The organism is Synechococcus sp. W4D4 (assembly GCF_047716805.1).
GTDB lineage: Bacteria > Cyanobacteriota > Cyanobacteriia > PCC-6307 > Cyanobiaceae > Vulcanococcus.
On the sequence record NZ_CP180404.1, the window covers coordinates 988,819 to 1,008,531 of the forward strand.

Annotated in this window: 19 protein-coding genes; 6 read left to right on the plus strand and 13 right to left on the minus strand. The window is 61.4% G+C overall.

Annotated features, from left to right (window positions below):
• The first annotated feature begins 81 nt into the window (after window positions 1-81).
• Complete coding sequence (sir, locus tag ACLM42_RS05325) at window positions 82-1,812, plus strand: sulfite reductase, ferredoxin dependent (RefSeq protein WP_415400133.1); 1,731 nt, start codon at window positions 82-84, stop codon at window positions 1,810-1,812.
• On the opposite strand, the gene ACLM42_RS05330 is transcribed toward sir, so the two are convergent.
• The 11 genes from ACLM42_RS05330 to ACLM42_RS05380 all read right to left on the minus strand — a co-directional run bounded on the left by ACLM42_RS05330 (window position 1,801) and on the right by ACLM42_RS05380 (window position 12,599).
• Window positions 1,801-2,523: a M15 family metallopeptidase gene (locus ACLM42_RS05330; protein ID WP_247910948.1), complete on the minus strand. Its 723-nt coding sequence runs from the start codon at window positions 2,521-2,523 to the stop codon at window positions 1,801-1,803. The genes sir and ACLM42_RS05330 overlap by 12 nt on opposite strands.
• The gene (gene recG / locus ACLM42_RS05335; RefSeq protein ID WP_415400134.1) at window positions 2,523-4,961 is read right to left on the minus strand and encodes an ATP-dependent DNA helicase RecG; all 2,439 of its coding nucleotides are present in this window, start codon (window positions 4,959-4,961) and stop codon (window positions 2,523-2,525) included. The genes ACLM42_RS05330 and recG overlap by 1 nt, the downstream gene beginning before the upstream one ends.
• Before the next feature lie 14 nt (window positions 4,962-4,975).
• Window positions 4,976-6,199: a hypothetical protein gene (locus ACLM42_RS05340; RefSeq protein ID WP_415399979.1), complete on the minus strand. Its 1,224-nt coding sequence runs from the start codon at window positions 6,197-6,199 to the stop codon at window positions 4,976-4,978.
• Window positions 6,200-6,230: 31 nt separating this feature from the next.
• Window positions 6,231-6,887 (minus strand): translation elongation factor Ts, encoded by a 657-nt coding sequence (gene tsf, locus ACLM42_RS05345; protein ID WP_247910946.1) that lies wholly within the window; start codon window positions 6,885-6,887, stop codon window positions 6,231-6,233.
• A 105-nt stretch (window positions 6,888-6,992) separates the two neighbouring features.
• Window positions 6,993-7,712, minus strand: coding sequence for a 30S ribosomal protein S2 (gene rpsB / locus ACLM42_RS05350; RefSeq protein WP_415399980.1), 720 nt, complete (start codon window positions 7,710-7,712; stop codon window positions 6,993-6,995).
• A 140-nt stretch (window positions 7,713-7,852) separates the two neighbouring features.
• The gene (locus ACLM42_RS05355; RefSeq protein WP_415399981.1) at window positions 7,853-8,785 is read right to left on the minus strand and encodes a glycosyltransferase family 2 protein; all 933 of its coding nucleotides are present in this window, start codon (window positions 8,783-8,785) and stop codon (window positions 7,853-7,855) included.
• Between the two features lie 72 nt (window positions 8,786-8,857).
• Window positions 8,858-9,013, minus strand: coding sequence for a hypothetical protein (locus ACLM42_RS05360; RefSeq protein ID WP_006850288.1), 156 nt, complete (start codon window positions 9,011-9,013; stop codon window positions 8,858-8,860).
• Window positions 9,014-9,060: 47 nt separating this feature from the next.
• The gene (locus ACLM42_RS05365) at window positions 9,061-9,771 is read right to left on the minus strand and encodes a DevA family ABC transporter ATP-binding protein (RefSeq protein WP_247910944.1); all 711 of its coding nucleotides are present in this window, start codon (window positions 9,769-9,771) and stop codon (window positions 9,061-9,063) included.
• Between the two features lie 4 nt (window positions 9,772-9,775).
• Window positions 9,776-10,963 (minus strand): ABC transporter permease DevC, encoded by a 1,188-nt coding sequence (devC, locus tag ACLM42_RS05370; protein ID WP_415399982.1) that lies wholly within the window; start codon window positions 10,961-10,963, stop codon window positions 9,776-9,778.
• A complete protein-coding gene (locus ACLM42_RS05375) occupies window positions 10,960-11,868 on the minus strand; it encodes an HlyD family efflux transporter periplasmic adaptor subunit (RefSeq protein ID WP_415399983.1) in 909 nt (302 codons plus the stop codon). Before ACLM42_RS05375 ends, devC begins: the two co-directional genes overlap by 4 nt.
• A complete protein-coding gene (locus ACLM42_RS05380; protein WP_247910942.1) occupies window positions 11,868-12,599 on the minus strand; it encodes a phycocyanobilin:ferredoxin oxidoreductase in 732 nt (243 codons plus the stop codon). Before ACLM42_RS05380 ends, ACLM42_RS05375 begins: the two co-directional genes overlap by 1 nt.
• Between ACLM42_RS05380 and ACLM42_RS05385 the strand changes: the two genes are divergently transcribed.
• Window positions 12,577-13,926: a M16 family metallopeptidase gene (locus tag ACLM42_RS05385; protein ID WP_415399984.1), complete on the plus strand. Its 1,350-nt coding sequence runs from the start codon at window positions 12,577-12,579 to the stop codon at window positions 13,924-13,926. The genes ACLM42_RS05380 and ACLM42_RS05385 overlap by 23 nt on opposite strands.
• Complete coding sequence (locus tag ACLM42_RS05390; RefSeq protein ID WP_415399985.1) at window positions 13,923-15,206, plus strand: M16 family metallopeptidase; 1,284 nt, start codon at window positions 13,923-13,925, stop codon at window positions 15,204-15,206. Before ACLM42_RS05385 ends, ACLM42_RS05390 begins: the two co-directional genes overlap by 4 nt.
• On the opposite strand, the gene ACLM42_RS05395 is transcribed toward ACLM42_RS05390, so the two are convergent.
• Window positions 15,203-15,421, minus strand: a complete 219-nt coding sequence (locus ACLM42_RS05395) for a DUF3148 domain-containing protein (protein ID WP_247910939.1) — start codon at window positions 15,419-15,421, stop codon at window positions 15,203-15,205. The genes ACLM42_RS05390 and ACLM42_RS05395 overlap by 4 nt on opposite strands.
• 55 nt (window positions 15,422-15,476) lie before the next feature.
• Here ACLM42_RS05395 and ACLM42_RS05400 point away from each other — a divergent pair, with 55 nt between their 5' ends.
• The 3 genes from ACLM42_RS05400 (at window position 15,477) to ACLM42_RS05410 (ending at window position 18,134) form a co-directional block, all read left to right on the plus strand.
• Entirely contained in the window at window positions 15,477-16,049 is a 573-nt protein-coding gene (locus ACLM42_RS05400) for a biotin transporter BioY (protein ID WP_247910938.1), read from the plus strand.
• Window positions 16,049-16,498 (plus strand): signal peptidase II, encoded by a 450-nt coding sequence (gene lspA / locus ACLM42_RS05405; RefSeq protein WP_247910937.1) that lies wholly within the window; start codon window positions 16,049-16,051, stop codon window positions 16,496-16,498. The genes ACLM42_RS05400 and lspA overlap by 1 nt, the downstream gene beginning before the upstream one ends.
• 61 nt (window positions 16,499-16,559) lie before the next feature.
• Window positions 16,560-18,134 (plus strand): GTP-binding protein, encoded by a 1,575-nt coding sequence (locus ACLM42_RS05410; protein WP_247910936.1) that lies wholly within the window; start codon window positions 16,560-16,562, stop codon window positions 18,132-18,134.
• A gap of 140 nt (window positions 18,135-18,274) precedes the next feature.
• Here ACLM42_RS05410 and ACLM42_RS05415 read toward each other — a convergent pair whose 3' ends face one another.
• Window positions 18,275-19,708 (minus strand): pyridoxal phosphate-dependent decarboxylase family protein, encoded by a 1,434-nt coding sequence (locus ACLM42_RS05415; protein WP_415399986.1) that lies wholly within the window; start codon window positions 19,706-19,708, stop codon window positions 18,275-18,277.
• Between the last annotated feature and the right edge of the window lie 5 nt (window positions 19,709-19,713).

A 19,713-nucleotide genomic window follows, 5' to 3' on the forward strand; every position in this document is an offset into this window, starting at 1 on the left:
TGGTGCGTGAGCGTGGCCGTAGGGCAGTCCGTAGGGGATTCGGAGCAGAGCAGCCCTGAGGATCGGACGTTTTCCCCATCGATCGCCACAGGCGCTGAACGCACCAAGTTTGAACAGCTCAAGGCGGACAGCGGGTACCTGAAGGACCCACTGGCCGCTGAGCTTCAAAACGACCTCAGCCACTTCAGCGATGGGGCTGTTCAACTGCTGAAGTTCCACGGCAGCTACCAACAGGACAACCGCGAGAACCGCCAAAAGGGTCAAGACAAGGATTGGCAGATGATGCTGCGGCTGCGCAGCCCTGCGGGACGGATCTCGACTGGCCTGTATCTGGCGATGGATGAGCTAGCGGATCGCCTCGGGAACGGAACCCTGCGGGCCACCACCCGCCAGGCCTTTCAGATGCATGGCATCCGGAAAGAGAACCTCAAAGAGGTGATCGGGACGATCCTGCGCTCCATGGGATCAACCTTGGCGGCCTGCGGGGATATCAACCGCAACGTCATGGCACCAGCGGCCCCCTTTGAAAAGGGCGGCTACCCAGCGGCCCGCCAGTTGGCCAATGACATTGCCGACGTCCTCAGCCCTCAAGCTGCGGAGGGCAGCTATCTCGACCTCTGGGTCGACGGTGATCTGAGCTACCGGATCAAGCCCAGTCGCCCCGTCAAAAAGGCCCGTGAACGTCAGCAGGATGGCGGGGTGTTCAGCGGTGACGCGAACGAACCTCTCTACGGAACGACCTACCTACCTCGCAAGTTCAAGGTGGCCGTCACGGTTCCCGGCGACAACTCCGTTGATCTCCTGACCCAAGACATTGGGCTGGTGGCCTTTGCCGATGCCAATGGCGAACTCAGAGGCTGCAACGTGTATGTCGGTGGAGGCATGGGCCGCACCCACAACAAAGAAGAGACCTTTGCCCGGACTGCCGATCCGCTGGGCTACGTGGCAGCGGAACACATCTTTGATCTCGTTCAGGCGATCCTCGCGTTGCAACGCGACCACGGCGACCGCAACAACCGGCGCCACGCACGTTTGAAATATCTGATTCATGACCAGGGGATCCGCTGGTTCAAGCAGGAGCTCCAAGGCAAGTACTTCTCGCAACCGATCAAAGGGATGCGACTCGAGCCCAAAGCCAAGCTGGAGGACTATCTCGGCTGGCACCGGATCAGTGCCGGGAAATGGTTCATCGGTATTCCGCTGCTGTGTGGGCGCCTCTCCGGTGATCTCAAGCGCGGCTTGCGCCAGCTGGTTGAGACCTATCAGCTGGAGATTCGGCTGACCCCCAACCAGGACTTACTGCTCTGCAACATCGGCACCTCCCAACGGTCCGCCGTGAAAGACGCCCTGGCGGCGTTGGGCGTTGAGACCCCCGAAGCACCAGATCTGCTGGCCCGCCATGCCATTGCCTGTCCCGCTCTTCCGCTTTGTGGGCTCGCGGTAACCGAAGCGGAGCGAATCCTTCCCAATGTGTTGGATCGTCTCGATGCGCAATTGCGTCGCCTGGAGATCGAGAAATCAATTCTTGTTCGCATGACCGGCTGCCCCAACGGATGTGCCCGTCCCTACATGGCGGAGTTGGGTCTGGTGGGTGACGGTGTCAATCAGTACCAGCTCTGGCTGGGGGGTACCCCCAATTTGAGTCGCCTTGCGCAGCCCTACCTCGAGCGCATGCCCCTCGAGAAGTTGGAGACCACAATCGAACCACTCCTCAAAGGCTGGAAGGCTGCCGGTGGTCGCCGCAGCTTCGGCGACTACGTCGCCAAGCTGGGCAGCGAGTCAGTGAAAGAGCTGGTCAACTCAACCCTCTGACGAGCGGCCATAGAGGGCCTGGGGTTGGCCGGTGCGCCAGGCCCATAGCTGATCTCCGTAGCTGAAATGCCACCACTCATTGGGGTGTTGCGCGAAGCCAGCGGCGACCATCGCCTCAGCGAGCAGACTGCGGCGGTGGTGCCACTGGAGAGCTTGATCCCGTTCTTCGCCATTGCCCGTGCCATTGGCAACCTCCAGGTAGTGATTCGGTTCTGAAACAGCTCCAATCGCATCGATCGCAGAGCCCATATCGACAAGCTGTCCGCTGTGATCCAGCAGGGTGAGGTCGACAGCCGCACCTGTGCTGTGGGGTGGTGGCGAGCTGGGATCCAGGCTGGGGGGAGCCCAAAAGCGTCCGACTTCCTCAATCACGGAACGGACTTCGGGCAAATCCTGCTGGGGATCCAATCCCCGTGCGTTGCACTCCACGCCGATGGTGTGATCGACCATGTAGCGCTGCACGGCGATCGGGCGCCAAGCATCAAAGATCGCCAATCGGTAGCCAGTGCCCTGATCCAGCAGGTGGCTTTGGGCTTGCAGTAGACGTTTGATGACCCCACGGCGCAGGCGAAAGGGGCAAGAGCCTTCGCCATAGGGAGCACCGATGGCGGCATAGGGGTGCGGTTCCATCCGAAACAGAGCCACGGGTAGCGGCTCCAGCAACTCACCGCAGTCACTGATGGCGATCTCACTCCAGGGCCGCAGAGACATCAGTTCAGACGGGCTGCTTGGGCAACACGGTGACGTTGGTCACTCAGCACCTTGGCAAGGCCTGGATGCTGCTGGAGGTCAGGGTCCGCCGCGACGATCTCCTGGGCCACCCGCCGGGCCTGCTCCAGAACCTCGCCATCATCGGTAAGGCTGGCCAGGGCGAGATCCGGAAGGCCGCTCTGGCGGGTGCCTAGAACCTGTCCAGGGCCGCGCAGGCGCAGATCCATCTCAGCAATTTCAAATCCGTCGTTGGAGCGCACCAAGACCTCTAAACGCTGACGGGCAAGGGCATTACGACTGTCATTGACCAGCAGGCAGTAGGAGGCAGCAGCCCCACGGCCAACGCGGCCCCGCAACTGGTGTAGCTGGGCCAGCCCGAAGCGATCGGCATGGTCAATCACCATCACGCTGGCCTCCGGCACATCGACACCGACCTCCACCACGGTCGTGCTGACCAAGACCTGGGTCTCACCACTCGCAAAGGCTGTGATCGCGGCCTGCTTCTCAGCACTGGGCATACGGCCATGCAGAAGACCGACCTGAAGATTGGGGAACACCTGCTCACTGAGCTGCTGGTGGACATCAACAGCGGAGCGCAGATCGAGCTTCTCTGACTCCTCAACCAGGGGCAGGACGACATAGGCACGCTGGCCAAGGGCCACCTGCTCGCGAATCAGGCTGTAGGCCTCATCACGATCGGCACTGGCCAGAAGGCTGGTTCGAATGGGCGTCCGACCAGGGGGCAGCTCATCAATCTGGCTGACCTCCAGGTCCCCGTGAATCGATAGCGCGAGGGTCCGAGGGATCGGCGTAGCCGTCATGGTCAACAGATGGGGCTGCAGACCCTTATCCAGCAAGCGGTTGCGCTGATGGACGCCAAAGCGATGCTGCTCATCGACAACGACGAGACCCAGGCGTTGGAACTGGACAGGATCCTCCAGAAGAGCATGGGTTCCAACCAGCATCTTCAGGGTTCCATTGGCCAAATCGGCCAAGAGTTCACGCCGCCGTCGCATGGTCGTCGAACCGGTTAACAGGGCGCAGGTGACATGCAGTTGCGGAAGCCACTCGCAGAGCTTCCGGTAGTGCTGTTCCGCCAAGACCTCGGTCGGTGCCATCAAGGCCCCCTGACAACCGGAATCAATGGCGGTGAGGAGTGCGGCGATGGCAACAACGGTCTTACCGCTGCCGACATCCCCCTGCACCAGCCGGGCCATCGGTTGATCCCGGCAGAGATCAGCGCGGATTTCTGCCAAAACACGCTGCTGGGCTCCCGTCAGGGGGAATGGAAGCAGCTGCAGAAAGTCCTGAAGCAGCGCATCGCCCCCGACCGCAAGCGCTGGAGCCGGGCGACTGGTCAGCTGGCGGCGACGCTGCAACAAGCCCAACTGCAAAAGCAGGAACTCGTCAAAGACCAGGCGGTGGCGTGCCGCACTCAAGCTCTCTTGGTTGGTGGGCCCATGGATCTGGTTCAACGCCTCCGGCAGCGGAACAAGTCCCTCGCTGGCCTGAACGTCCTGCGGGAGAGGATCACCCCAGTGGCACGCCGCAGCCACCACAGGACGGATCAGATTGCGTAGACGATCGGCCGTCAACCCCTCCGTCAGCCCATAGACAGGCAGCAGACGCCCAATCTGCTCACTGCGCACCGTGGCATTGGGGCTCTCCAGGACCTCCATTAAGGGGTCTTGAAAGGCTGGACCGTAGGGGGTTTCCTTCACCAAGCCACTAATCGCCACGGAGGCCCCGACTGGATAGTTCCGTTGCTGGGCCTTCAGCCAAGCGGGCGAACTAAAGCGCTTTCCTGCGAAGAACTTCGAGACCCGGATCCGGCCGGTGATATCGGCCAAATGCAGTTCAAGAATCGAGAGGTTCGGATTGCGGGGACTGGTAAAGCTGTGGCTCCGGCGGACCGTGGCCACGATGGTGGCTGTCTTGCCTGGCTCTAGGCCAGCAATTCGAACCAAATTGGCGTAATCGAGGTAATCGCGCGGGTAGTAGCGAACGAGGTCCCGAGCGACCCAAAGATCGAGGGCAGCCAGCCGCGTTGCACTTTTGGGGCCCACACCACGGACCTCACTCAAAGGGGTCTCCGGCCGGATGGCCTGCCCAGGGGCCGAGGGGACCGAGGGGCCTGTGGACACCACGCGCAGCCTGGGTGGTGCAACCGGTTGCACCGGCTGGACCGCCCGTTGCAGTTCAAAGAGGTACTGCCGGCAGCGGCGAACCAGGCTCTGACGACGGGACTGGCTCATCTCCCCATAGCGGGAGAAGTCATGAGCCAGCGCACTGAGGCCTGAGAACCGCTGCCCATCGAGGTCCTCCGGTGGTGTCCCCAGGGCCCGCTCAAGAAAGCTGCTGAAGCGCTCCTTGCGGCCCAGCAGATCTTCAAAACCGCGATCAGCCTCCAGCTGGAGCGCCTGTTGCAACGGACGCAGCCAGGCCTGGATCGCTAGATGCGATCCCTTGCTGGATCCTGGGGTGGGGCACTGTCCTGGAACCACTGCTGCTCTGCCTCGAGGGCGCTGACCCGGCGCTGCCAGGTGCGATACCGCTTGGCCATTGTGCGCAATGTGCGGCGCCGCTGTTCGAGGCGCTGACGGCAGGTGCGCAAACGGGGTTGTTCAAACTCCAGATCAGCACTGCGCAATAGCAAGGTCAGAACCTCGCTCGGGGCACTGGCAGGCGCCGCTGGATTCAACGACAACGGCAGGGCTATCCGCAGGACATTGGCGGGCGCTGGCAGCGCTTCGACTTGCCCATCCAAAACGGCATCCAGGAGGTTCAAGGGCAGCAGACCTTGCGCCAGGCCCACGCGCATCATTTCGACATTGATCGCATGGGAAAGATTGCGAAGACGCCTGCGCAAGGCCCGATCGAAGTGGGCCCACCAGCGAACCTGGAGCAGAGGGTCTTTGGGCAAATGCGAACTGGTGACCTCCAAAGAGAGCAGCTCCAAGGGGGAGCCGCTATCTCCCTGCTCCTCTTCCTCCTCTTCGGCTTCTGAGTTCTCGGGCACCGAAGAGGCGGTGTTGAGGGTCTCTGAGGCCATCGCGAAGAGCGACTGGAGCAGTGCCAAGTCGCCTTCAGGGGGAGCCGGCTCTGGGGAAGCCTCCTCCTCCTCGCTTGCGTGACGGGGCGGTGTCAATGGGGGCAAGCCGGGGACGCCGCTGTCAAACAGATCAGCCGTCAGGGGGAGATCCAGACTCAAGTTCACCGACTGAGGGGCCTGTTCCGCTGGTGCAAGCTCAGAAGGGGATAAAGCTTCAGTGGGCGATGAGTGAGCTGGATCTCGCCCTTCCAGCATCGATTGCAAGAGCTTCTGCTGCTCCTGCAGCTGACGACGCTGCTGCTTGCGGGTCTGCTGAGCTGCCAGGACCATGACCTGCTCCACCGTCAACAGAGAGCAGGAACGCTTGACCAAGCTCTGGAGGCGCCGTTGAAAGGTCTGTCGGCGCTCAGGCGGCAGTTGGTTGTAACGCTCAGGAACCACCTGAGTGGCCAAATGAAAACAGGCCTGCTGCACGCTGTGCAACAGGCCATCGCGCAGCACCTGGAGGTACAGGGCCAAATCGCGATACAGGGCCGGGGTGAACTCCTCCTGCTGCTGAAGCAGCGAGAGGAGTTGTGCTTTGGCCTCGTCTAGGGATCGTGCGTTGGGGTCCACAGGACTCACAACAACAGTGAGCTGAGAGGGCGGCTCCCGATCAAGCAGCCTGCATGGCGGCCACTTCGGCTGCGAAGTCCATCTTCTCGATTTCGATGCCTTCGCCAAGGTTGAAGCGAACGAAGCGGCGAACCTGAATGTTCTCGCCAACCTTGCCGGAGACTTGCTTGACCAGCTCGTCCACGGTCATGCCGCTGTCCTTGATGTAGGCCTGATCGAGCAGAGACATCTCTTTGAGGCGCTTGCCAATGCGGCCCGCAACGATCTTCTCCTTCATCTCTTCTTTCTTGCCGGCGAGGTCATCGCGGCCCATCTCGATCTGCTTCTCACGCTCGGCGACTTCAGCGGGGATCTCGTCCACCTTGACGAAGTCAACGTTGGGGCATGCGGCGACTTGCATGGCCACGTTGCGAACCAGCTCCTGGAAGATTTCGCCACGGGCGACGAAGTCGGTTTCGCAGTTCACTTCAACCAGAACGCCGACGCGAGCACCGGTGTGGATGTAGCTGCCGATGGCGCCCTCAGCAGCAGCACGACCAGACTTTTTCTCAGCGGAGGCAATGCCCTTCTGACGCAGCCATTCCACGGCTTTGTCCTTGTCGCCGTTGGTCTCGTTGAGTGCCTTCTTGCAATCCATCATTCCTGCGCCGGTCATGTCGCGCAGTTCTTTGACGAGCTTGGCGGAAATCTCAGCCATGGGGAGTAGCGGTGATGAAAGGGGGAAAATCAAGACAGGGGCTAAACACCGAAGAGCTTCCCCGAGGGGAAGCTCCTGGCATCAACCACTGGGGGCAGAAACGAATCAGGCCTGGGCTTCTTCGTAGGCGCCTTGCTCAGCGGAGCCGTGGCGGCCTTCGTTGATGGCATCTGCAAGACGTCCGAGCACCAGCTGCACCGAACGCACTGCGTCGTCGTTGCAGGGAATGGGCACGTCGCAGAGATCGGGGTCGCAATTGGTGTCAAGCATCGACACCAGGGGGATGTCCAGCTTGCGGGCCTCGAGCACAGCGTTGGTCTCGCGGCGCTGGTCCACCAGAACCACCACGTCGGGGAGACGGCGCATGTTCTTCAGACCGCCCAGGTACTTCTGCAGACGGTCGAGCTCGCGGCGCAGAACAGCGGCTTCTTTCTTCGGACGCATGGCAATGGCGCCGGAGGACTCCATCCGCTCGAGGTCTTTCAGACGATCGATACGGGCGCGCATCGTGGTCCAGTTGGTGAGCATGCCGCCCAACCAACGCTGGTTGACGTAAGCCGCACCGCAACGGCTGGCTTCGATGGCGATGACCTCCGAGGCCTGCTTCTTGGTGCCCACAAACAGGAAACGCTTGCCGCTGCGTGCAGCACTACGCACCCACTTGTACGCGTTGTTCATGCAAACCGCGGTTTGCACAAGATCGATGATGTGGACACCGTTGCGCGCGCAATAGATGTAGCGCGACATCTTGGGGTTCCAGCGGCGAGTTTGGTGCCCGAAGTGGGCACCCGCCTCCATCATTTCGGAGAGAGTGACGACAGCCATGTTGTGTTGAGGTTTCGGGTTTGCCTCCACCTGCCAGGGACCGACCGAACAGGGCGAACCTGAATGAACGGTTGATCACCCGAAACGCGCAGGTGTGCGGTTTGAAAGTGCCTGTGAACACTACCAAACAGGACTTCTAGTCAGCGCAAGCCAGCGGCCCGTGCCTCGGCATAGAGGGCTCGAACTCCGATCCGATTCAAAGGAAGCCTGAGCAGCTCCATTGCCCAAGCCGCCTGGCCCTTTCGGATCAACCAGGCGAGCACAGGCCGGAGACTGCGCTCGTTCAGTGCCCCACCCAGGGTCAACAGCTCCCAAAGGATCCGGTGGAGGACAGTGAATTGAATGATGAACCGCACTCGGCGGGTGGGGTGTTTCTTGTAGAACACCAATCCCATCTTGGCCCGTTGCCCTTCAACGGCAATCAGGCGAGGAACCTGCTCCAAACTCAGGGGTGGGTGCCAGTGATAGCCAACAGCGGCTGGACAACGCACCAGCGCGACCCCCATTTGGCGCAGGCGCTCCCCCAACTCCAGATCTTCCCAGCCATAGAGGCGGAAGCGAGTGTCAAAGAGACCACTCCGTTCCAGGACCTCACGGTCAATCGCGACATTGCCGGTGGCGAAGTAAGCCCAGGAGAGGTCGCGGATCTTATGGGGTTCGCTCGTTGGATCCTCAAAATTGGCTGTATTAATGACCGCTCCGTAGGTGAAGCAGAGGCGATCACCCCGCTCCTCCCAGCTCTGCTGGAGTTGGCTGGCGTGGCTTAAGAGGAACTCCTCGGTCACCACCAGGTCGCTGTCAATGAAGACAATCACGTCCCCGCGAGCGTGGTCGACTCCCCGGTTGCGCCCTGCAGCAGGCCCACCATGATCCTGCTCAACCAGGCGGACATGCGGGAGTTCAGCCTGATGCTGGCCTAACCAAACCACCGTCTCGTCGGTGGAACCGTCATCGACAACGACCACTTCGTAGTCGGTGATCGGTGACGCCAGTCGCTGCCGTTCGAGGGCCCGAAGGCACTTCTCGAGAATCGGCAAACGGTTGTAGGTGGGGATGACGACGCTGAGAAACATGGCCAGGTCGACGGATAGAGCAAAAAAAAGGGATCCCACGGGATCCCAGAGCGGTCAAGTTCGGACGGACGGTCAGTCGGCAGCGCCGCCGTTGTTGGCCGTACCGGTCACACCGTTACCAGCACCTTCGCCACGGCCATCGTTCCGCATTTTCCGCTTTTTGAACTTGCGGGCATAGGCGCGGTTGCGCTCTTGCTTTTCCTTCTTGAGGTTGCGGCGTTTGGCCATCGAAACGGCAGACAGTTCGGATTAGTCACCACCCTACTGAATCGCCCTCAACGGTGGGCAGAGAGGGCCGGTTTTGCATCCTCAAACAGACGGCCGTCTTCCATGCGCACCAGGCGATCCGCGATATCCAAAATCCGCGGGTCATGGGTAACCATCAAGACGGCACAACCCTGATCCCGGGCCAGACGCCTGAGCAGCTCCACGACTTCTCGGCCCGTTTGCGAATCCAACGCTGCGGTTGGTTCATCGGCCAGGAGCAGGCGCGGATGAGCCGCAAGAGCACGGGCAATCGCGACCCGCTGCTTCTGACCACCGGAGAGGTCATGGGGCAATTTATTGAGCTCGTCACCGAGACCCACGGCCCGCAACCATTCCCTGGATTGATCGCGCCGGACGCGATAGCTCAGGCCGGGCAACAAATCGGACCCCATCTGCACGTTCTGTTCTGCTGTGAGGCAGCGCAAAAGATTGTGACCCTGAAAAATCATGCCGATGGAGCGGCGAAGGCGCTGGCGCTCGCGGCGACTGGCTCCAGCCAGTTGTTGGCCCAGCACCTCCACAGATCCCTCCTGAACGGAGCGAAGGGCGCCAACCAGGGTCAATAGCGTGGTCTTGCCACAACCCGAGGGTCCAGTCAGGAGGACGACCTCTCCTGCTGCGACGGTCAAATTGACGCCCTGGAGCACCTGACGGCGCATGGTTCCCGCTCCATAAAAGTGGGAAAGCTCGCGGAGATCGACTGCAGCAGAGGGAGCCATCAGTTCAGAAAATCTCTGCAGGATCCGCGTCAGCCAGACGCCGCATGGCGAGCCCGGCCGAAGCCATACACATCACCAAAATCATGGTGAACACGGTGATCGCTCGTGTGGAGTTCATGAACACCGGGAGTTGCGTCGCGGAGCGCACAAGCCAATAGAGCCCCTGGCCTGCGGCATAGGCCGGGAGGTAACCGAAGGCGGCCAGCAGTAGACCTTCGCGGGCAACCACCCCGAGCAGGCTGGGCAACTTGTAGCCCATGGCCATCAAGGTCGCGTATTCCGGAAGGTGGTCACTCACATCGGAATAGAGGACCTGATAAACGATCACGCAGCCGACCACAAAACCCATGGCAGCACCCAGGGTGAAGATGAAACCGATGGAGGTACTGGTGCGCCAGTAGTTCTGCTCGAAATCAATGAAGCCCTGCTTGGTCAACACCTTCACATCGCTGGGGAGCTGAGCCTGTAAACGTTGCGCCACGGCCTCGGGATCACTGCCGGGCTTCAGTCGAACCAGTCCGACCTCAATACTGCCGGGGGGGGTATTGGGGAGGAGATCAATAAAGGTCTCCGAACTCGTGAGCAGATTCCCATCAGCCCCAAAGGAGGTGCCCAGGCCCACCAGACCGGCCACTCGGACGCGCTTGCCAGCGATTTCACTCTCCACGGTGCGGCCTTCGCGAAACCACTCCGCCACCGGACCGAATTCAGGGCGGGACTGCTCGTCAAACAGAACACGTCCTTTTTGGGTCAGAGCACGGGCCTTTGGGGCCAGCGAGGGATCCGTGAATAGGGGATCGTTGGGCTCGAAGCCCAAGGTGAGGATCGAGCGTGTGCCCCGTGTCTGCGGGTTGCGCCAAAGCAGGAGGTTCCAGTGCACAGGCGTGATGCCCTCAACCTCAGCCGCCGCCATGGTCTGAACCAAACGGCGTTTTGGAAAGCCCGCCATGCTCACCGAACTGGTGGAGCGGGGACTGATCAAGACCAGATCGGCATCAAACAGCCGGTGAATCGTGACGCTCGCATCAAACAGGCCGTCTCGAAAACCCAACTGCATGAACATCAAAATTCCTGCGAAGCTGATGCCTGCAAGAGCAACGGCCAATCGCACGGGCTGCCGGGTCAGCAGCAAGAGGGCCAGTGGGATACGCCGGCGTTGCAAGGCTCCCTCAAACCAACGCTGGACACTCACGGATCAAAGCGAGCGATGATCTTGAGGCCTGAAAGCTGTTGAACCCGCTTGGCATCAGCCGGGTCCAAGGCCAGTCGAACTTCGACAATGCGGGCATCCGCATCCCCTGTGGGGTCCGTTGAGAGCACATCCCGCTGCCTGATTTGCGGGGAGATGCGCACGACCTCGGCCTTCAACTTGCCGCTGAAACCTCCGTTTTCGCTGATCAACGAAGCGCTCTGGCCCAAGCGAATTCGACCGATGTCACTTTCGTAAACCTCAGCAATCGCCTCCATACGATCGCTGGCACCAACCGCCAGGATCCCCTCGGAACCTGGACGCTCGCCGGGCCTGGCGTAGATCCGCAAGATGGTGCCGTCGATCGGTGAACGGAGTTGGCTGTCCTTGAGGTCCACCTCCACACCACGGCGCTCCGCCAGGGCTTGGCGGCGTTGACCTTCGAGCTTGACGAGCTCGTCTTGCTTCTCCTCCAGCACCACCATGGAAGCCGCGCCTTCGCGAGCAGCCTGCTGGTAGCGACCGACCTCTCTCTGCTGCATCGCAATCTCGCGATCCAGGGTGCTGATCCGAGCATTGATCGCCGCCAGGTCAGCCAATAGGCCCGGACGGTTATCGAACGTCGCCAAAAGTTGACCGCGTTTCACACGGTCCCCCTCTTGTACAGAGAGGCTGCTGAGGCGCGGACTCCCGCCCATGGAGCCCATGGGCGCGGCCAGTTGGCGGACGTCCCCGGCCGGCTCTAAGCGGCCTAAGGCCGAAACGGATTCAATCCTGGGCTGAACAACCGGGGGCGGAGGGGGCGCCGCAGGGCGGTCAAAGACACGACCAATCGCGACAAAAGCCAGCACCAAGGCCGCGGCGCCTCCGGCGCTGCGCCAGGGATGCCGCTGAACCCACCGCAACATCACTGCAGGGGCAATGGATCGTCGAAAAGCAATTCTTCGATGTAGCGATCGGCCCACTCCGGATTGAACGCCTTCTCCAGAACGCGGCGGGTTTTGTCGTTGCGCTTCTGTTGCTGGCAATAGGAGAGCTGGCCGCTATATCTCCTCACGGTATCTGGGTGATCGATGGGCTGAGCGGTTGCTTCCCTGCTGGCCTCGCCCAAGACCTGAAGGAAATCACTCACCACTTCAATGAAGCGTTGTTCCTCCTCGTCATCGGCGGGACGAACAAAGCAGACATAGGGAGAGAAGATCGTGCCCCATTCCGGCAGCTCACGCTCTTGGCTAAATCTGCGCTTGGGAAGGGCCTCGAGCCGCTGCAAGATCGCCCGCGGAAGGGTTCCATCGACAGGCGAAAGATCAACAATGGCGGCAGAGACCACGCCACGGCCCGCAACGATATCTGCGCCAAAAACAGGCAGGTCGAAGCGAGGGTCGGGGAAGAACACGCAATGGAGAATCTGGAGACCAGCCCCAAGTCGAGCGGTTTCCAGATGCAATTTGCGTAAGCCGCGGCTGGAGCGCAGCTCATTGCGGATAAACAGATCTTCCCCATCGAGGCTGCCGCTGATGGCCTCCAGTTGGGGATCAACCGCCAGGGGCTGCACCTCCGGCAATGACGCCCACTGCTGACGAATTCGATCGGCCAGCCCATCAACAAGCGGATGAATGCCGAGGGCTGCAGAACTCATCGGGGCTGAGAAGGCGACCGTCCTGGCGATCCTGCCAGCAGAATGGGGCAAACCACAGGTTCGCGATCCGTTGTCAGGTCTGAACACCGCTCCGCTGCCTGAACCGCAGCGTGGTCAGCTCGCCAACGGAACGGCTCTGGTGCAACTCGATCTACCCAATGCGCCAGTGGTCTGCCTCGACTTCTGGTGCCGGGCTGGCAGTGGGGTTGAGGCTCCAGAGGAGTCGGGTATCGCCCACTTCCTCGAGCACATGGTGTTTAAGGGCAGTCGGGCGCTTCAGGCGGGGGAGTTTGACCAGCGCATCGAGGCGCTTGGCGGGAACAGCAACGCCGCAACGGGATTCGATGACGTGCACTACCACGTGCTGATTCCACCGGAAGCCTGTGCAGAAGCGCTGGGGCTGTTAACGGATTTGGTCCTTCAACCCAGGCTGGACCATGCCGATTTCGACATGGAGCGCCAGGTGGTGCTCGAGGAACTCGCCCAGAGCGAAGATCAGCCTGAAGAAGTGGCCTTTCAGCAGCTCCTCCGGCAAAGCTGCCTGAATCACGCCTATGGCAAACCCATCCTTGGCGAACGGGATGCACTCCTGAGCCACACACCGGAAGCCATGGCGGCTTTCCACGGGCGTCATTACCGGGCCGACCGTTGCTGTCTCTCCGTTGCCGGCCCCCTAGCGGCACTGCAACTTGATGAGCAACTGTCGCGCTCAGCCCTGGCGGGATTGCAAGCATCCAAGGGCGATGCCCGCCCGACTCCCCTTCAGTTCGCTCCCGGTGAAGACCGTCTAGAGCTCCCTCGCCTCGAGGCCGCACGTCTATTGATGGCCTGGCCCTTGCCGGGTGCTGCGGATCAGATGAGCGTGGTTGGCGGAGATCTGCTGACCACGCTGTTGGCGGAGGGACGGCGCAGTCGACTGGTGGAGCGTCTACGGGAACAGCTGCGCCTCGTGGAGAGCATTGATCTGGACCTGAATGTGTTGGAGTCGGGATGCCTTGTCTTACTGGAGGCGGTCTGCGAGCCCGAACACCTCAGCGCCGTCCGCGCTGAGATCAATGCCGTCCTGCTGGAACTGCAACAGGAGATCCCCAGCGATGCGGAGATGGATCGTGCCCGTCGGCTGGTGGGGAACGGCTACCGCTTCAGCCTGGAAGCCCCCAGCGCCGTCGCGGCCATGGTGGGCAACAGCGCTCTGTGGGATCGCAAACACAATCTGCAAGCACCGCTGGACTGGCTGAATGAATGGGATAGCCAGCGCCTGGTGAAGGAAGTCATTCCCCAACTTCAACCGCAGCATGCCTTCGTTTTGGAGGCCGTCCCAGCGTGAGCACAGGCGGCACACAACAGCTTTCCCTGAGCGGAGGTTGTCCGCTGTGGCTGATCGAGCGGCCTGGGCCGGCGATCCTCTCGGCCAAGCTCTGGATCCGAGGCGGAAGTAGCGCCGACCCCGTTGGCCAGCGTGGTGTTTCTCAATTGCTGGCCGGGGTGCTCAGCCGTGGCTGCGGCCGTCTCAGTGGTGACGCTCTGGCTGATCTCGTGGAGGGACGGGGGGCGGGACTGCGCTGCGAAGCAGCCGAGGACGGCACCTTGATCAGCCTCAAATGCGCCAGTGATGACGCCGCTTTGCTGCTGCCACTGATCCTGCAGATGGTGACAGCCCCGTGGTTGGTCGAGGATCAAATCACGCTCGAGCGCCAACTCAATCTGCAAACGCTGCAACGGCAGAAGGAAGACCCATTCCAAGTCGCCCATGACCAGTTGCGTCAGCAGCTCTATGGCTCAGGGCCCTACGGCCATGACCCCCTCGGGGTTGAAGCCGAACTCGCCCAACTGGGACGGCCGCAGCTCGAGCAGATGACTCGCCAGCTGGGTCTCGAGGGGGCCGTACTCGTGTTGGCTGGACAGATCCCATCACAGCCTGAGCAACTGCTGCTGCAGGAACTCGACGGTCAGGCCTGGAGCACACAGTCACCTGTGCGCAAAGCCGGAGCCAGCGGGCTCAAGCGGGGCTCACTGGCCAGCAACCTGGATAACACTGAGCAATTGGTGCTGATGCTGGGGACCACCACCGGTCCGCTCGGCAGTGACCAGGCGCTCGCGCTACGGCTCCTCCACTGCCACTTGGGCATCGGTATGTCCAGTCGACTGTTTGTGGCTCTGCGGGAAGAAAACGGCTTGGCCTACGACGTGGGCGTGCACTACCCGGCCCGTCTGGGGGATGCACCCTTTGTTTTTCATCTCTCCAGCTCCAGTGATCGGGCCAAGGAGGCCACCCAAGAACTCCTCAATGAATGGTGGCGCCTGCTTCAGGAGCCCATCAGCGAAGAACAACTCAACTTGGCCAAGGCCAAGTTCAGAGGCCAGGAAGCCTTAGGCCGCCAAACCTGCAGTCAAATCGCCGATCGCCATGCCCTGGTCCTGGGACATGGTCTTCCCTTCGATTTTGCGGATCGCTGCCTGACCGAAGCCGAAGAGCTCAGCCCAACTGACCTGCATCAAGCCGCAGTGGATCTCCTGCAGAATCCTTGCTTAAGCCTTTGCGGCCCCAAGGAAGCTCTGGCATCAGCCGCGGCAGTTTGGAATCAGCACCCGCTGAACCGCTCTTAAACCGACTCCAGCTGCGTCAGCTCCAGCAAGAAGGTGCCGCGACGAAAGCGAACGGCGACTTGATCCATCGCCTTCAGGGCCACAACCTGGCCGATCTCACCGGCATCGATGAGGTCTGGGGGACGCAGCATCGACATGGCATCGGCGGTTTTGAGGTAGCTGGGTTGCTGCAGAAGCCGCACCTGGGTGCCAACGCTGATGGATTCCTGAGACATCGGTCCTTGCAAGACCACCACTCTCCTGCAGGATGGTCGCACTGAGAGGCCAACTGTGCGCGCCCTTGCCAACTGGAGTGGTGCCCTCGCCGGATTGCTACTCATCCTCTGTGGCGGGTTAATTCAAGCCGCAATCCCATGGCCCGGGGAGCAAGGCGTGTCGCTGCTGCCGTTGCCGATGACCTTGCAGGTGCCGGCGCTCCTCTTCACGGCCCTGGTCTGCGGGCACCGACCGGCCATGTTGGCCGGCATGGCCTACATCAGCTTGGGGCTGTTCCAACTACCCGTCTTTCAAGGAGGAGGGGGACTGAGTTATCTCAGCGACCCAGCTTTTGGCTACCTGGCGGGGTTCCTACCTGCGGCCTGGCTGACCGGACGCCTCGCACAACAGCAGGACATGGATGATCTGCTGAATCTTCTGGGCGCAGCAGTTTTGGGACTACTCATCCTGCAGGGCTGTGGCCTCGCCAACCTGCTGCTGGGGGGCATTTTTCAACGTTGGGGTGGACAACTGCCGCAGCTTGTCTTGACCTACAGCCTTGGTCCTCTGCTCCCTCAACTGCTGCTGTGCTGCGCGGTTGCCGTGCTGGCTTGGCCGACTCGACGCCTGTTGTTGCTGGAGCGTTGATGGCACCGAGCTACTGGATCGCCATCGCCGTCGTGCTGATCGACCAGCTCAGCAAGGCCTGGGCCATGGATCATCTGGCCGGAGTTGGCATCCGCCCACTGATCCCCGGTCTGCTCCAACTGCAGCTGATTTTTAACTCTGGAGCCGCCTTCAGCATGCTCGAAGGCAACGCGCAACTGCTAGGGCTCGTGAGCCTGGCTGTTGCGGTGGGTTTGGTGGTCTGGATCAAAACCAGCGGACCACTCGGTCGCTGGCAAGCCATGGGCCTCGGCTTCCTGCTGGGTGGCGCCATCGGCAATGGGATCGACCGCTGGCGCTTGGGTCGGGTCGTGGATTTCCTGGAGTTTGTTCCGATCAGCTTCCCGATCTTCAACGTGGCCGATGTCGCCATCAACCTCGCGATTCTTTGCCTGGCGTTATCAGTGTTGCCTGCTTGGCGAAGGCGTTAATCACAGAGATGATCAGTCCGTGTGGTCGAGGCACCATTGACCTCCACCAACAGGTGCTGCCATGAAACCCCCTGGTCGAATCTGGCTGTGGCTCGGCCTAGCCCTAGGGGTCTTGGTCGTGGTGACCGCCGTTCTCCAGGCGGTCAACAATCTGCTCTGGCAGCTGAGCTATTTGCTGCCCAGTTGGCTCGTCGGTCCGTTCAGTTTGCTGCTCTTCGGCGGAGCGGCTCTGCTGATCGCTCGCTTTGCCTGGCCTTGGTTCAACAACCTCAGGCGCTCGGGTTGGCAGGTCTTCAAAGAGCCCAACCCAGTGTCCAGCCAACGGATCGAAGCACCGGTCAATCGCCAGGAGGCCGTCCAAAAAAATCTCGCCGGGATCGATTCACTCCTGCAGCGCATCCGCAATGAAGTGCAGCGTGAGGCCCTGCAACAAGAGAGGGAACGGGTTGCCGCTGAGCTGGAACGCGGTGATCTGGTGATTGTGGTCTTTGGCACCGGATCAGCCGGCAAAACATCACTCATTCGCGCCCTCCTCCGCGATGTCGTGGGTGAGGTCGGGGCCGCGATGGGATCGACCAGCACCACAACGAGCTATCGCCTGCGCCTGCGCAACCTGGAGCGAGGCATTCGTCTGGTGGATACACCAGGGATTTTGGAAGCCGGCATCGAGGGGCAAAAGCGAGAGCAAATGGCCCGTGATCAAGCCGCCAATGCCGACCTGCTCCTGCTGGTGGTCGATGGGGACCTACGGGCCGCTGAGTTGGAGGTCTTTGCGGCCCTTTCCAGCCTTGGCAAGCGGCTGTTACTGGTGCTGAACAAGTGCGACCTACGTGGTGAGGACGAGGAGAAACGCTTGCTCGAACTCCTGCAGCGCAGAACGCAAGGGCGCATCGCAGCAGAGGACGTCTTGACCGCGAGTGCCTCTCCGCAGTCGGTTCCGATGCCGGGAGGTCAACCCCTCCAGCCGCCCCCGGAAATTGATCGTCTCCTGCGAAGGATCGCTCAAGTCCTCCATAGCGACGGTGAGGAGCTAATTGCCGACAACATCCTCATGCAAAGCAGCAGGCTGAGCGATGCGGGACGTCGGCTGCTTGGCCAGCAGCGTCAGCTCGATGCTGAAGCCGTGGTGGATCGCTACAGCTGGATCAGCGCCGGGGTTCTAGCAGCAACACCTCTACCTGGCATCGACTTACTCGGGGCCGCTGCAGTCAATGCCCAAATGGTCATGGAAATCGGCCGCGTCTATGGCGTGAGCCTCTCCAAAGCTTCCGCACAGGAATTGGCGGTCTCCGTCGGACGGACCTTGGCGAGCCTGGGGCTGATTAAAGGGGGAATCAGCCTGATCAGTGCTGCCCTCAGCCTGAATCTGCCGGCCCTCCTGGTGAGTCGTGCGATTCAGGCGGTAGGAGCGGGCTGGCTCACACGAATCGCTGGCCGCAGCTTCATGACCTACTTCCAACAGGATCAGGATTGGGGGGACGGCGGAATCCAGGAAGTCGTGCAACGGCAGTACGACCTCAACAAGCGCGAATCTGCCCTCAATGCTTTCCTGACGGCAGCGATGAACCGAGTGGTCGAACCGCTTCAGCGTCAGGGAAAGCAGGGGCAATTGCCGCCACGCCCCCCGCATCGTTGAAGGCCTCCGGCGGCGGCGGTTGCATGGGACCGCGGGCATCCAAGACGGTGATGAACGCCAGGTAAGCAACGGCAATGAGGATCGAAATCGCACCAGTCACGATTGCGACCCAGCGACCTTGGGGATTGGGTTGATTCATCTCAGGCGGGGGCCAAGGATTGCTGAATGACCGATGCCACAGCGGCAAGGTCACTGGAACGGGTGTGGGGATTACCGAGGACAGCTTTGAGGTGATGCCGACCGGCGTAGAGCGGTCGAGACAGCATGAGCTGCTGCTCCAGCAACTGCTGCCTGGTCTGGATGGACCAACGCTCAGCCTCGTGGGCCTCCAGCGCCGATGGCGTAAATGCAAGCAAGTGCAGTGGACCACTGCGCAGCATCAAGGGCAAGGCTGAGAGGTGCTGCTGAAGCTCTGCGCGGCGCTGAAGGGCGCCATGCAGCAGGCTCTCAATGCCATCAAGCCCGAGCTGACGAAGTCCAAGCCAGAGTTTGAGAATCTCGGCAGGCCTTGTGCCCTGCAGCCCGCATTCGCCGCCATGGGCGTCCGCCCAACTGGGCTCCATGTAAGGCAAACCAGTTCCAAAACAAGAGGCCAACAGCTCCGGACGTTTAAGGAGGAGCAGGGATGAGGTCTTGGTGATGCCCAGCAGCTTTTGCGGATTCACTGTTAAAGAATCCGCTCGATCGAGATCGGGGACCAACTGCTTGTGGCTCTGGCTCAGGCCAAAGACCGCGCCAATCGCACCATCGACATGGAGCCAAACACCATGGAGGCGGCACAGGTCGGAAATCGACGCCAGCGGATCGACGGCTCCACGCACCGTGGTCCCAGCCGTGGCGACGACAGCCAAGACACGGCGACCATCCCGCTCAGCATCCTTCAGGGCCTGGGCGAGCGCATCTGGAGAAAGACGCCCTTCTGCGTCGGTCTCGATGGTCTGCAGGCTCTGCTTGGGCAGGCCCATCACCATCCAGGCCTTGGCGATTGACACGTGGGCATCGGCGCTGCAAAACACAGTCAGGCCTTGAGCCTCAGCGAGGCCGGCCTGGTGACGAGCCACAACCAAGGCCATCAAATTGCTCAAGCTGCCGCCGCTGGCGGCGACACCGCCGGCCGATTCACCCAAGCCGAGCTGCTCCGCCATCCAGGTCGTCAAGCTGCGCTCCAAGCGCGAGAGGCTCGGGGACAGCTCCTCAGCCAGCAGGTTGTTATTGAGCCCAGCACAGACCAGATCAGCCGCCACCGAAGCGGTCAGTGGCGGGGGATCCAGGTGAGCCATCGCACCCGGGTGAATGGGGTTGTAGGCCCCATCCATCACCAACTGCAAATCCTCGAGAAGGGCCTCTGGGGAGAGCCCCTGTTGCAGGGGACCCGGTTCAGGCAGGACGCTCAGCAGGGGGAGAGGCGAGCGCTGGGCGGATCCAGCCCACCACTGGCAGAGGCGAGCGCTGGCCTCACGCAGAAAGGATTCCAAGGCCGGATCCTCCCGCAGGGGATCCGGGAAGCAGGCAAGGCTGCGCTGCGGCTGGCTCGGATGGGCGTGAGCCAAAGACCCTGAGCGTTCAGCGGCCATTGTCC